Here is a 14,325-nt window from a genome sequence, read left to right as displayed (position 1 = left end):
TTTAAAAAAACGCGGTTTAAAAATTTAGTGCATCACCATATTAGTTTCAATTTGCTCTAATGATCTACCTTTGGTTTCAGGCATCAGCTTCCAAACAAAAATTAACTGGAGTACCATCATCGAACTAAAAAACAGGAACGTGGTACCGCCACCCAATTTTTCGGCGAAATACGGAAAACTGAAAGCGATGACTGCAGCCATGATCCAGTGGGTAAAACTTCCCAGGGTCTGGCCTTTAGCACGTACTTCGTTGGGGAAAATTTCTGAGATAAATACCCAGATGACGGCTCCTTGTGAGAAAGCAAAAAAGGCTATGTAGATCATCAGGTAAAAGGTGATGGCAAACCCGCTGAAATTACCGGTATAAAAAGTACTGGATACCATTCCTAAAGAAAGAATCAGACCTACCGACCCGATCAGCATCAATGTGCGACGGCCTATCTTATCGATAAAAGCAATGGCAAGAAGCGTGAAAGTAAAATTTACTAGACCGATACCTACCGTGGATAACAAAGAGGTATGAGCGCCCAGACCTGCCATTTCGAAAATACGAGGTGCATAATAGATGATTGCATTGATACCGGATACTTGGTTGAAAACCGCGAAAAGCACAGCCAGAGTTATGGGGAATTTGTATTTCGCGGACAATAATTTCGCTGTAGAGTGATGAAGTCCGGGGTTGTGTTGCGATTGCTGAATAGAAGCCAACTCCTGTTCGTAATTTAAGGGGTTAATTCTCTTCAACACCTGGCGTGCCTCCTCCATTTTACCTTTATGGAGGATCAACCAACGCGGACTCTCCGGAACGAAACGGATAAGGATATAGAAAATGAGCGATGGGACAGCCTGAACTCCCAGCATCCAACGCCAGGAATCTTCTCCTCCCTGCCCGATTAAGTAATTGGATAAATAGGAAATCAAAATACCCAGAACCACATTTAACTGAAACAAGGCGACCAACCGACCCCTGGAATTGGCTGGGGATATTTCAGATATATAAATTGGAGCTGTAACCGAAGAAACGCCCACACCTAAACCTCCTAATAAACGAAAGGCCAGGAAGACATACCAATCGGTAGCGAAAGCGGTACCTAAAGAAGATAAAAGGTATAAAGCGGCGACAAGAAACAAGGTTTTTTTCCTGCCAAATCTATCCGAAGGGATAGAACCTAATAATGATCCTATTACGGTTCCGATTAAGGCGATTGAAACCGTAAGCCCATGTTCAAATACACCCAGGTCCCAGTAGGCTTGAATGGCTCTTTCGGCACCTGATATAACAGCGGTATCAAATCCAAAGAGGAAACCGCCGAGGGCCACAACCAATGACCATGCAATAACAGAATTTTTTCTCATAACTTTTATAGCTTTTCTTAAAACCAAAGTATGTGAAATTGCTGCCGGGGTCGTTTAATTGCGTATCAATTACATCAAATATTAAATTCATATCAAAATGACCCCAAACACCTGTTTATCAGTGCTTTAATTTTATAAAAAAGCTCCGAAGCATCCGTAACTTCAACTTTTGATACAGCATATTTAAAAATTGATACATCAGTATCCGCTAATTTGAATTATACAAACCCAGCGCTTTTCGGGGTTATCTTTAATTTTGTAAATTGACCGTAACCAATTATTATTCTTCTTGAAAAAATTGAATGAAAAAGAGATACAAGGAAATTATTTCCTTCAATGTTTATTACTTTCTATTAATCCTTTTGGGGCTGTCCGTACTGTCAGGCTGTAAAAGCAAAAACAGCAACACAGAATATACGATCGGGTTCTCGCAGTGTGTGGGTTCTGACCAATGGAGAAAAACCATGTTGGAGGAAATGAAGCGGGAATTATCTTTCCACCCGGAATTGAAACTGATCTATACAGACGCCGAGAACAGCAGCGAAACACAGGTTCAGCAGGTAAGAACCATGCTCAGGAACAAAATTGACCTGCTCATTATTTCCCCAAACGAAGCCAGGCCTTTAACTCCCATTGTGGAAGAAGCCTTTAGCAAGGGAATACCCGTAATAGTGATTGACCGGAAAACTGCTTCGAGCTTGTACACGGCTTACGTAGGGGCTGACAACTATGAAATAGGGAAAATAGCGGGGACCTACCTGGCAAACCAGTTGAACGAACGGGGTAGGATTCTCGAAGTAATGGGATTATCGGGTTCTTCGCCGGCTATCGAGAGGCAACGGGGATTTTATAATGCCCTGAAAAACTATCCCAACATGCGCATTGTAAAGCAGGTATATGGAAACTGGCTTATCAATGAGGCTGAAAAAGAAGTGAGCAAAATAGATATGGCTTCTAAACAAATTGATGCTGTTTTTGCCCATAATGATCAGATGGCCCTTGGCTCCTATAAAGCTTTAAAAAAGCATAATCCAACAAATAAAATCAAGATAATCGGTGTAGATGCCTTACCTGATAACGGTTTAAAATATGTCGCCGATAGTATAATTGATGCTTCCATGCTTTACCCAACGGGGGGGAAGGAAGCTATCCGGACGGCATTTTCCATTTTAAATAAGCAGCCTTTTGACAAAGAGAATATTCTCAAAACCGTTGTTATCGACTCGGGCAATGTTCAGCTTATGAAAATGCAGTCTGACAAGATAAACAGCCAATATCTGGACATTGGAAGACAGCAAACTAAGTTAGAAGAACAGGAAAAGATATTTAATGATCAGGAGGTTCTTTTAAATATATTGGTTATAAGCCTCGTGCTGGCTATAGTTTTCGCCGGTGTAGCATTCTATTCGTTAAATGAAAACTGGAAGAGCAATAAACGACTGGAATCTAAAAACCAGGAAATACAACAACAACAAAACCAACTATTAGAGATGTCGGCCGAAGCAAAAAGGGCTTCAGAAGCAAAGTTCAATTTTTTCACTAATATCTCTCATGAGTTCAGAACACCTCTTACTTTGATCCTGGTGCCGCTTGAAGAACTAATTGCCGACACCAAACTTCCATTAACCGTCAAACAACATTTACGTCTGATAAACAGAAACGTGATCCGGCTATTGAAAATGGTTAACGAGCTAATCGATTTCAGGAAAATAGAATATGACAAAATGAAAATCAGGGCTTCAGAGAATGACCTGATCGCTTTTACCACGGAAATACTTGATTCTTTTCAAGATATCGCCTCCAAAAGAAATATTGACCTGCGGCTGATTAGCTCGGAGAAAAAGCCGATGGTTTGGTTTGATGTCAATATGTTCGATAAGGTTCTTTTCAATCTCTTATCCAATGCCTTCAAATTCACTAATGACAATGGCCGCATTCTGATCACCATTCAAAAGGATGAGGAGAAAAAAGAAATTGAAATAAAAGTGGAAGATAACGGGACGGGTATGACGGAAGAGTCTGTTGCGCATGCGTTTGAATTATTTTACCAAGGCGAGTCTGACCAGTCTAAGGGATCGGGCCTGGGACTATCTCTTTCAAAGGAAATTATACAGTTGCATAAGGGAGTTATTAATGTAAGCAGTAGGAAATGGAAGGGAACTGCTTTCTATATACGTTTGCCACTAGGTGACGGACATTTGAAGGAAGAGGAAAAACTTGCCAGAACTCCTGAGATGAATATCAACTATGATAACATTAAACTTTACACCTCAGATTTGGAACAAGATCCGTTTGAAGGAGATCAGCCGGAAGCTTTTGAAAGTTTAAAAGAACAGTCTTTATTAATTATTGAAGATAACAGTGACATGCTTGAATTTTTAAAGCAAAAATTAGCCAGTGAATATGAAATTTTTACAGCCAACACGGGCAATGGCGGCCTGCACGAAGCTTTTGAAAGAGTTCCGGACCTGATCATTTCTGATGTGGTGCTGCCCGGTCAATCAGGAACCGAACTCGCCCGAGTATTAAAAAACGATGTGCGCACTTCGCATATTCCCTTCATCTTACTTACAGCCAGAGGAAGTTCCGAACAACAGTTAGAAGGAATAAAGACTTTAGCGGATGCCTACATAACAAAACCCTTCAACCTTCAACACTTAACTGAAACCATTAAAAACTTATTGCACAACAGAAACCTGCTTAAATCGCATTATACAAGCGAATATCAGGGGGAAAGCAAATTACCGGTATCAAAGAAGCTTGATAAAAAGTTTTTGAACGATTTTGCAGGAATTGTAGAAAGCAATCTGGGAAATGAGAATTTTAGTGTGGATGTTATTGGCAAGAGCATGGGAATTTCGAGGGTACAACTTTACAGAAAAGTTAAAGCGCTATTAGAATGTAGTATTACCGATTATATTCTGAACAGACGCTTACAGAAAGCTAAATATTTATTGATGAACGAAGATTTATCCATCTCAGAAATAACCTATCAGGTGGGTTTTTCGTCAGCTACTTATTTTTCAACTGTGTTCAAATCCAAATACAATTGTACTCCTTCAGAATTTAAACGGAAGAAAGATTTAGCCTGATAATTCCTTTCTTGTTTAACCTTTGCTCTTCCTTCCGACGCTTAAGTTTCGATACTTAATCCTCGGTTCGCGCCTGATGCAAGTGTGTTAATTGCGCCAGGTGATGATCATCGTGTTCGGCAACAAAGTAAGCAAGCTCCACAATCTTCATTGGTGTTTTAAGGCGTGGGTGAACAGATGACTTTTCTAGATCTTCTTCATTGAGCGACTTCAGCTTGGTCACCAGCTGGTCCCGGCTGATTTTAAAGTCTAAAAGTAGGTCTTCAATCCTTCTTTCGTCGTGATTCGCCGAGTGTGTTTTTTGGTTGCTCATATCGGCAGCAATCATCTCCGTAAGGCCTGTTTGTATCTGAATGACACGAGCAAGCCATAAGGGTTCCAAATCATTCAAGTGGCCCACTTCTTTCTTCACAGACCACTTCTCAGAGGATACCTCGGACAAGAGCGATTCAGGCATTTTGCTGATCTTAGCTTCCAGGCGTACTATTGTTCCTTCGAGTCTTTCGATGATACCGGGTAACAGGCCGTTATCATCAATGCTTTGGAATTTCCTTTCCACCCATTTTGATCGCCTCATGACAGTCGTTTTAGAAATTATTTAATCTGCTCCAGTATCTCACTTAGTGGCTGATCTGAGTCGATCAGGATACCCTTTACTCCGGCTGCTTCTCCGGCCAAGACATCCCGTTCACGGTCGCCGATGAAATAGGAAGCGGAGGCGTCAACATTGAAACGGGCAACGGCCTTTTCAAGCATCATGGATCCGGGCTTACGGCATAAGCATTTGCCGTTGTATTCCGGATGATGCCTGCAGTAATAAATCTCGGTTAAATGGATTCCCTCGCTGGCGTAGGTGGCCTTCAGGTGCTCGTTCATTAGAGCCAGCGCTTCTTCGGAATACCACTTCTTGGCTAAGCCTCCCTGATTAGTAATCACAATGAGCAAATACCCACGCTGCTGAAGTTCCTGCAACGGTTTAAAGTTGTGTTCCAATACCTTAAAGTCCTCCAGCCGGCAAACGTAATCCCCTAATTCCTTGTTCAGAACACCGTCCCGGTCAAGGAAAACCGCCTTTTTCTTCTCCATAGTTAAGGCAAATCTACAGTTCCGCAGTAAATAATTAGCCCTAAGTTGAAATATGCGCAAAAAAACTATCTTTAAGAGCAAGAACCTTATTTATAATTTATGTCCGAAATTAAGACTGAAAAGGAATTCAGGCCCTACGTACCTGCAGACAGCAGGGTGGCAGAATTTACAGCTAAATCAATTTTGTTAGGTGCCTTGTTTGGAGTCATTTTCGGGGCTTCAACTGTCTACCTTGCTTTAAAGGCAGGCCTAACCGTTTCGGCTTCCATTCCCATTGCGGTTTTGGCTATTTCACTGGGACGTAAGTATTTTAAGACTACCATCCTTGAAAACAATATTATCCAAACTACCGGTTCTGCCGGCGAGTCGATAGCGGCCGGTGTGGTTTTTACCCTGCCGGGATTTCTTTTTCTCTCTGCAGGCAGCAACGGCGGGTCTTTTTTTTCCTACTGGCCGATCTTCTTTCTGGCAGCTTTAGGGGGTATCCTGGGAACCTTAATGATGATCCCGCTCAGAAAAGCTTTGATTGTGGATGAACACGGCACTCTGCCCTATCCCGAAGGGACAGCTTGTGCCTCCGTATTGATTGCGGGGGAAAAAGGCGGTGACTTCGCCAGGACGGCTTATTATGGTTTAGCCTTCGCATTTGCTTATGCTATTCTGCAAAAGGTATTTAATATTATTGCGGATGCCCCGGCATGGGTTACCGAACAGAGCAACCGGTATTTTCCTTCAGCAACTGTAAACGGAGAAATCACTCCCGAATATTTAGGGGTTGGATATATCATAGGCCCGCGGATTGCCGGGGTACTCGTTGCAGGTGGCGTTTTGGCATGGCTCGGTTTGATACCTTTGCTTGCTTCACTGGTTCCTGCCGAAACTACAGCTTTACAATTGGTCAAATTAGGCTACCTTAAAGACATTTTAACTCCCGGGGGACCTGGTGGATGGGATCCGGCGACTAAATCATTTACAGATACTGCTGATGCGATCTATCGAGCTTATGTCAGGCAGATTGGTGCGGGGGCTGTAGCGGCAGGTGGTTTTATTACCCTGCTAAAAACGATTCCTACTATTGTTTCATCCTTCAAATCCAGCCTGGCCTCTGTGGGAAAAACCGCAGACGCCTCGAAGGCTGTAAAGCGGACTGAAAATGATCTGTCGTTCAAATTGGTGATCTTCGGTAGTATCGCTTTGATCGTCCTGATGGTGATACTACCACAGATTCCGGGTGATTCAATGATCAATAAATTGCTGATCGGAGTGCTAGTAATAGTTTTTGGCTTTTTCTTCGTGACGGTATCAAGCCGTATTGTTGGTTTGATCGGGTCTTCCTCCAATCCTATTTCAGGGATGACCATAGCTACTCTTATGGGGACCTGCCTTGTTTTTATCAGCGTTGGCTGGACAGGCGAATTTTATGAACCTATGGCACTGGTAGTGGGAAGTATGATATGTATCGCTGCAGCAAATGCCGGAGCCACCTCTCAGGATTTGAAAACAGGCTATATTGTAGGTGCGACTCCTAAATATCAGCAAATCGCATTGTTTATTGGGGCAATTGTATCGGCGGGGGTTATTGGCCTTACCTTATCCATTCTGGATCGTCCGACTCCCGAAATGCTGGCCCAGGGAATTCAGCATGCTATCGGCACCGATCTGTATCCTGCACCGCAGGGTACCCTGATGGCTACGCTGATCAGAGGCTTGCTTTCTTTTAACCTCGACTGGCAATTTGTACTCGTTGGCGTATTTTTAGCCGTAACTATAGAACTTTGCGGAGTCAACTCTCTGTCGTTCGCCGTGGGTGCTTATTTACCTCTTTCTACTACCCTGCCTATTTTTGCCGGGGGAGCCATCAAGGGACTGGTTGACTGGAGAGCGAAAAGAAAAAATGAAGTAGCGATAGATGACGAACTGGGCCGCGGAAGTTTATTTGCTACCGGACTGGTGGCCGGCGGGGCTTTAATGGGTGTGATCTATGCCTTCTTTATGGCCTTTGAAACTACAGCGGGTCCTGTTGGTAGCTTAAGTGTGGAATCTGGATTAACCAATATGCTGGGATCAGGCGGTTACCAGATCCTGGGGTTCATTTTCTTTGTGATCATGGGAATTGTATTGTACAGGATCGCAATTGGGAAATCAAAAGAAATTTAAGTTGGAGTTGAGGATGTGTTTAATAGATTAAGCTTCTAATAGTAATTTACACTTTAATCGGTTTTTAATAATGCAGAATCGGCGTGCCGTGAGGCACACAACACGGTATGCCCACTTGTATCTTATTTCTACCGACATTTTGCCCCTACGGGGTAATTAATTGTTATTTAAGAAATAGACATCAGTCCGTCAGATAAACAGCATTAAAATACCCTTTCTAAAAGTGCGCCATCTATATCTACTAGCCCTGCTCCCGCCAAAAGACTTAAGTGATGAAATCCATGCGATCAGGTTGGAGTGTGCAGAAAAGTTCGGCGTTCAGAAAGCGCTCAAGCCGCCGGTGCATATCACTTTGTACCGTCCTTTTCACTTGGAATATTCCTTTGAGGGTGAACTGATCCGGCTTTTGGATCAGGGAACGAAGGGCATTCCATCGTTTACGCAAGACCTTGAAAATTTCGGCACGTTTAAGTCGCAAGTGGTATTCATCAAGGCATTGAAATCACCGGAGTTGATGCGTTTGCAGGAAGCGATCGTGTCCGTCATCCGGCAAAATCACCTTGACAAACAATTGGATAAGTCGAAAGATCAGCCTTTCCACCCGCATATAACCATAGCCTACCGGGATATACCGGCAGAGCTCTTTCCGGCGATCTGGGGAGACTATAAAGATCGGCAGGTCAATTTCAGCTTTAAGGCAGACCACTTCACGCTCTTAAAACACGAGAATGCTAAGTGGAGTGCTGTACAAGACTTCAAATTAGACTAAATCGATGATAGTCTAAATTAGACGATTATTCAATATGGCTTACTCCGCCGGATACCACAAATTTCATGGCCTCACCCGCAGACATTTTAAGTGGCCGCACCTTTTCGATACTAACGATGCACAGCTGACCGGCGAATGAATAGGAAAATGGAAAATATACCGCAACCTCACCGGGTAAACCAATCTTCGCAAGATCTTTCTGAGTTAAGAATCCTACTTTTTTCAAACCAAATTCATTTACTTCTACCAGCACAGGCTCATTAAATTTCTTTTCATCGCCTACAAAGGCTTCGGCAAGATCTTTAACCGAGTTGTAAATGAAGTTGAAAATTGGCAGGCGGTTGAGCCAGCGGCTAAACCAATTGTAAATGGGTTCGGTAACAAAATTGGTAACAATAATACCTGCCACCAAGAGAATCACCAGAATGGAAAGAATACCCAGGCCTGGGATGTAGATGGGATTTCCGGCCTGATCAAACCAGATAGTGTCACTTAAGTTAAGTGTACTATCAAGCTTAGATACCGCCCAATATATAAGGAAAAGCGCTGCTCCGATGGGAATTACTACTAAGGCACCTTTTATCAGGTAGTTAATTATTGCCCGGAAAATTTTATTCATTTATTCAATTTGTTAATTTGTCAATTTGGCCATCAGAGAAAGACCGAAATGTGTTAAAATTTGGTTTGCGTTTTCACTTAGTCGACTCATCGACAAATCAACTAATTGACAAATCGCCTAATAAAGTTACTCGTAATAATACACCCTCTTCACCCGCTGGGAAATTCCGGTTAGTATCTCATATGGAATCGTGTTAATCGCCCTGGCTATATCGTCCACCTTAATTTGATCGTTAAATACAATTACTTCATCTCCTTCATTGACATCTAAACCGGTGATGTCGAGCATGCACATGTCCATACAGATCTTCCCAATAGTGGACACCCTTTTACCGTTGATCAGCATTTGGCCCACCCCCTCTCCGAGTCCACGACTATATCCGTCGGCATAACCAATCTTCACCGTTGCGATCTTTCCTCCCTGCGGCATTCTGCCACTTCGGGAATATCCAATGGTATCACCGGCTGGAATTTCCTTTATCTGCGAAATGCTGGTTTTCAGCGAAGTTACTGTTTGTAAAGGAGATCTCGTTGGATATGAACTATCAATGCCGTAAAGACCAATGCCCAGCCTGACCATGTCAAATTGGGAATCGGGCCAGCGAGCTATCGCCGAGGTATTCGAGATATGTCGGAGAACGGCGTAATCTAACTCTGCTGAAATTCTGGCTGACAGTTGATCGAACCGATTAATCTGACCTCTGGTGAATTCATCATGTTCCGGCTCGTCGCTCGCTGCCAGGTGTGAGAAGATGCTTAGCACCCTGACTGCTTTATTACCTTTAAGCAACTCAAGCAGCTTTTGGATCTCCACCTCCATAAAGCCCAGGCGGTGCATGCCGGTATCCAGTTTGATATGAATTGGATAGTTTTCGCTGTTTTTACGGTTCAATACCTCCATGAATTCCTCGAATATGCGAAAACTATAGATCTCTGGTTCAAGCTTATTTTCGATGATGGTGTCAAAGGCCATTGAATCCGGGCTCATCACCATAATGGGTAAAGTGGTGCCTGCAGTGCGTAAAGCTACTCCCTCGTCTGCATAAGCGACAGCCAGGTAATCAACCTTATTGAACTCTAACAGGTTCGCTATTTCGAAACTTCCACTCCCGTAGGAAAACGCCTTAACCATAGCCATTAGTTTCACCCCCGGCTTCAATGCTGACTTGTAATAATTCAGGTTGTGTTCAATGGCGGTAAGATTAATCTCTAACACCGTTTCGTGTACCTTTTGAGTCAGGGCCCGGCTAATTTTTTCAAACTCGAAGGAACGCGCACCCTTCAGCAGAATGGTTTGGTTATATAATTTGAGTGACTGAATATTCTCCAGCAGCTCCTCAGTGGATTTAAAGAAAGTTGTTTCAACTGGAAATTCGAACCCGCTGATATCGGAGCCTACACCAATGAGCTTATTTACATCTTTATTTTCGATAAGCTTTGAAACTTTCTCGTAAACGGCGCTCCGGTTTCCGTTGGTACCTGGAATATCCGACAATATTAATGTGCGTCTGAGATGTTGATTCTGTTGTTTCAAAAAGTCTAATGCTATCGCCAGGGAAGAAAGATCAAGACTGTAAGAGTCATCGATTATAGAACAGTTGTTAATTCCCGTCTTCATCTCTAAGCGCATATCAATTGGAAGAAGCTTTTCCAGTCTTTTATCAATTTCCTCCGGATCATATCCCAGCGACAACAATGTTGCCCAGCATATTATTCCGTTTTCTACTGACGCATGATCTGTGAAAGGAATTACGGCGTGCACCTCCACCCCATTATACCATGCCCTGAGAAACTGGAACTTATCATCCAGAATCTCATCGTCAAACACTTCTAAATTCGCTTTGTCCCGGTAACACCATGAGAACTTGTTTTTCCCGGGTAGCTCCCCCGGATACTCATCCAGGTATTTGCATGAATAGATGAAGATGTCAACTCCCTGGAAAAGTTTGAGTTTCTCTGCGATCTTTTCGTTCAGCGTTTCAAAACCTTCGCCATGCGCTTCGCCAATATTAGTAAGAATGCCTATAGTGGGTCGGATTACCCTGGCCAGATTCTCCATTTCCCCAGTTTTGGAAATTCCCGCTTCAAAAATACCCAGGTTGTTCTCCGCATTCATCTCCCATACAGATAGTGGAACTCCTATTTGAGAGTTATAACTTTTCGGACTGCGAACAATATTGCTCTCCGGAGCCAGTAACTGGTAGAGCCATTCTTTAACAACCGTTTTACCGTTGCTCCCGGTGATCCCAATAACCGGGTAGGTGAATTTTAGCCGGTGGTGTGCGGCCAGATCCTGCAAAGCAGTCAATGTATTTACAACCAGAAAAAAATTAGAACCGGGAAATGGAGATCTGTCGAAGTCAGCCTGATCGATCACAAAATTACGAACACCCGCGCTGTAAACATCTTTTAAGAACGTATGCCCATCGCGTCGGCCTCTTAAAGCGAAGAACAAACCTTTTTCAGTATCCGTTATCTTACGACTATCGATTAAAATCGTACGAATTTGTGCTACGGGTTGTTCTACAAAAGCTTTTCCGCCGATACTTTCAGTAATTTCGTCGACCGAATACAAGAGGTGGTTCATAATGCACGAATTTCTATAAATTATTAAGATTGTTATGATTTTTTACAAACTTGTTCTGCACAATGACTGACCCTGAAATAAAAAGAAAAGTTTTTACAAAAGAGCAGGCACTGCTTAAAGCTGAGAGCTTTTGTGCCTACCAGGAGCGTTCACAACATGAGATCAGGAACAAGCTCTACGAGTGGGGATTACATCAAAATGAAGTAGAGACAATCATTTCAGAATTGATAGAAAATAATTTCCTCAATGAAGAGCGTTTTGCCGTCGCCTACACGCTTGGGAAATTCAGAATTAAGGGCTGGGGAAAGATAAAAATAAAACAGGGCTTGAAATTAAAACGAGTGCCGGATAAACTCATCCAAAAGTCATTGCAAAAAATCGATGATGATGATTATATGAAGACGCTCAAGCGACTTCTCGATAAAAAGTCTGCTCTTGTTAAGGAAAAGGATACCTTCAAACAGCGGTATAAGCTGATGCTGTACGCAGCTTCACGGGGTTTTGAAAAAGACCTGATTTCTGACCTGCTGAAAGACAATCACTTAGAATAAATTTGTAAAAAAAGCGAAATATTACTTGACAGGAAACCTTTTCTATCTATATTTGCAACACCAAAACGGAAAAGCGGTTCTAAAAAACGCTTACTGATAATTGGAAATTACATTTACACAATGCGAAAGTAGCTCAGTTGGTAGAGCACGACCTTGCCAAGGTCGGGGTCGCGAGTTCGAATCTCGTCTTTCGCTCTGATCCCTTCCCCTACCAGGAAGGGATTGAAGTTTAATAGGTTTAACACCTGCTCGGATGGTGGAACTGGTAGACACGCAGGACTTAAAATCCTGTTCGCCCTAAAGCGAGTGCGGGTTCGATTCCCGCTCCGAGTACTAGACGGGAAAGACGTATTTTATTACGTTCTTTCCCGTTTTTATTTCCTCCTAACTTGTTGTTAATCAAGTAGATAAGTTGTGCTGCTTCGTTAACTCTCGGGGTTCGATATTCATTCCCGTCAAATCGCAGTTTTTCACGAAATATCGAACCCAGTACCTCTCTTTTTGTTAAAGCATTGCCATTTTCATACAGTGACTTCAGGTTAGAAAGTGCCTCTATTGCCTTCAAGAGCATATTATCAATACTCATGGTGTTCGATTCTTGCACCTTCACCTCATTCAGAGACGCCTCCAGGCGTTTTATCTTTTCCTCACAATCTTTCTTCATTATTGCGAAATCTTTGTGGTCGAGCTTCTCATCAAATAATAAATCTCTGGCATTTGCCAGCCTGGCATTAAGCTTTTCAATTTGTTCCACGATTCCTCTTCGTTCATTATGCCCGGTTCCTCTATGTTCCCTATAGATATCAAGTACGACCATTTTATATAATTCATTCATGCCTGGAAGCGGAACAAACTTTTCCAACTCATTCAACACAGCATCATTGACCTTATCAGCCCGATACCGGCAGCCACATCCGTAAACAGACTGAGCATGGTAGTAATAATAAAACCCACCTTTCCTGCCTTTTGAGGCACTGCCGGTAAGCTGTTTATCACAAGTTGCACACTGTAAAAATCCCTGCAAAGGCAGTCCCTCGTTAATCTTTACAGCCTGAACCCGCATGCCTTTTGTTCGCCCGTTTATTATGTCCTGCACTTTATAAAATAACGCTTCGGAAATAAGTGGCTCATGTATGCCGTTGACCCATTGCTCTTCATCATCTTTGTACTTCTTTATCACTATTTTACCACAATACAAGGGATTTCGGATCTCACGATAGAAGTTCATTCGACTAATCCTAAGGCCTTTATCATTTGCCATCTTTCTGATTTGATCGGGAGCAAATAGACCTTCTGCTATCGTTTTAAATATCCACTGTATAAAAGGTGCTTCCTTTACATTGGGTGAGATATATTTACTGCCGTCCTCACGGGTTTTATTATCGTAGCCTATTGGTGCACGGCCCATATAGCGCCCTTCTTTGCTTGCCCGGCGCATGCCATTCTTCACATTTAGTGCTCTTCGATCATTTTCCACTTCCGGAGCAGCGAGATAAAAAGCCAACATGATCTTATTTTCAGGAATCTCAAGGTTCAATGGTTGTTCAATGGCCTGTGGTTCGATGCCTAACTTCATTAAAGTGGCTATCATTTGATAGGCATCACCAGCGTTTCGGCTAAACCGATCCCATTTAGTAAAGAGTACCAAATCAGCACCTTTACCCCTATTTTTGCGAATTTCAGCTAAGTATTGTGTCCATTTCGGGCGATTGAAGCTTTTTGCCGAATGATCTTCAAAGATCACTTTGCGAACTTTAATAGAGTTTAGCTCACAATACTTCCTTAACCTTTCGTCCTGGTCTCTTTGGGAGTAACCTTTATCGGCCTGTTCGTCAGTACTAACCCTAATATATACATCGGCAACCTTCATAATATCCTAATTTTTAACATACTGATTTACAGCTAACTTACCTATTTTATACATGAAACTCATGATAATTTTCGCTTCTTCTAATGTCACGACTGTTCCATGTTTCTTAAGAATTTCAACTGCTTTTTCAGGTGAAATGGTTCGTTTTTCATTTAACATTGCTAGCTCCTTCTAGAAAAGAGCTAAAATGGAACAATTGTTAATTTTCTTTTAACACCATGAGCGGAAGGTGCTATCGA

At 42.6% G+C, this 14,325-nt stretch carries 9 protein-coding genes, 2 tRNA genes and 1 pseudogene; 6 read left to right on the top strand and 6 right to left on the bottom strand.

Going from position 1 to position 14,325, the window contains the following annotated elements; translation table 11 throughout:
* Window positions 1-24: 24 nt before the first annotated feature.
* A complete protein-coding gene (locus tag AC1MCB_RS05035; protein ID WP_479967651.1) occupies window positions 25-1,356 on the bottom strand; it encodes a sugar porter family MFS transporter in 1,332 nt (443 codons plus the stop codon).
* 302 nt (window positions 1,357-1,658) lie between these two features.
* Here AC1MCB_RS05035 and AC1MCB_RS05030 point away from each other — a divergent pair, with 302 nt between their 5' ends.
* Complete coding sequence (locus AC1MCB_RS05030) at window positions 1,659-4,448, top strand: substrate-binding domain-containing protein (RefSeq protein WP_479967650.1); 2,790 nt, start codon at window positions 1,659-1,661, stop codon at window positions 4,446-4,448.
* Between the two features lie 55 nt (window positions 4,449-4,503).
* On the opposite strand, the gene AC1MCB_RS05025 is transcribed toward AC1MCB_RS05030, so the two are convergent.
* The gene (locus AC1MCB_RS05025; protein ID WP_479967649.1) at window positions 4,504-5,025 is read right to left on the bottom strand and encodes a DinB family protein; all 522 of its coding nucleotides are present in this window, start codon (window positions 5,023-5,025) and stop codon (window positions 4,504-4,506) included.
* Between the two features lie 17 nt (window positions 5,026-5,042).
* On the bottom strand, window positions 5,043-5,534 hold the full coding sequence (locus AC1MCB_RS05020) for a D-glycero-alpha-D-manno-heptose-1,7-bisphosphate 7-phosphatase (RefSeq protein WP_479967648.1): 492 nt from the start codon (window positions 5,532-5,534) through the stop codon (window positions 5,043-5,045).
* A gap of 99 nt (window positions 5,535-5,633) precedes the next feature.
* Between AC1MCB_RS05020 and AC1MCB_RS05015 the strand changes: the two genes are divergently transcribed.
* Window positions 5,634-7,691 carry an OPT family oligopeptide transporter gene (locus tag AC1MCB_RS05015; RefSeq protein WP_479967647.1) on the top strand — a complete coding sequence of 686 codons (2,058 nt, stop codon included), beginning with the start codon at window positions 5,634-5,636 and terminating at the stop codon, window positions 7,689-7,691.
* Between the two features lie 223 nt (window positions 7,692-7,914).
* Window positions 7,915-8,460 (top strand): 2'-5' RNA ligase family protein, encoded by a 546-nt coding sequence (locus AC1MCB_RS05010; RefSeq protein ID WP_479967646.1) that lies wholly within the window; start codon window positions 7,915-7,917, stop codon window positions 8,458-8,460.
* 25 nt (window positions 8,461-8,485) lie between these two features.
* Here AC1MCB_RS05010 and AC1MCB_RS05005 read toward each other — a convergent pair whose 3' ends face one another.
* Together AC1MCB_RS05005 and AC1MCB_RS05000 are read right to left on the bottom strand one after the other, a co-directional pair.
* Window positions 8,486-9,079 carry a DUF502 domain-containing protein gene (locus AC1MCB_RS05005; protein ID WP_479967645.1) on the bottom strand — a complete coding sequence of 198 codons (594 nt, stop codon included), beginning with the start codon at window positions 9,077-9,079 and terminating at the stop codon, window positions 8,486-8,488.
* 126 nt (window positions 9,080-9,205) lie between these two features.
* Entirely contained in the window at window positions 9,206-11,665 is a 2,460-nt protein-coding gene (locus AC1MCB_RS05000; protein WP_479967644.1) for a bifunctional UDP-N-acetylmuramoyl-tripeptide:D-alanyl-D-alanine ligase/alanine racemase, read from the bottom strand.
* 62 nt (window positions 11,666-11,727) lie between these two features.
* Between AC1MCB_RS05000 and AC1MCB_RS04995 the strand changes: the two genes are divergently transcribed.
* The 3 genes from AC1MCB_RS04995 to AC1MCB_RS04985 all read left to right on the top strand — a co-directional run bounded on the left by AC1MCB_RS04995 (window position 11,728) and on the right by AC1MCB_RS04985 (window position 12,549).
* On the top strand, window positions 11,728-12,216 hold the full coding sequence (locus tag AC1MCB_RS04995; RefSeq protein WP_479967643.1) for a regulatory protein RecX: 489 nt from the start codon (window positions 11,728-11,730) through the stop codon (window positions 12,214-12,216).
* A 122-nt stretch (window positions 12,217-12,338) separates the two neighbouring features.
* Window positions 12,339-12,411, top strand: a tRNA-Gly gene (locus AC1MCB_RS04990).
* Window positions 12,412-12,463: 52 nt separating this feature from the next.
* Window positions 12,464-12,549: transfer RNA gene (locus tag AC1MCB_RS04985), tRNA-Leu, on the top strand.
* A 586-nt stretch (window positions 12,550-13,135) separates the two neighbouring features.
* Here AC1MCB_RS04985 and AC1MCB_RS04980 read toward each other — a convergent pair.
* Window positions 13,136-14,086, bottom strand: a pseudogene (locus tag AC1MCB_RS04980) (recombinase family protein); the annotation flags it as partial.
* Window positions 14,087-14,325: the final 239 nt, after the last annotated feature.

Source organism: Daejeonella sp. AP26, assembly GCF_056680515.1.
This window is presented reverse-complemented; position numbering and strand designations above follow the sequence as displayed.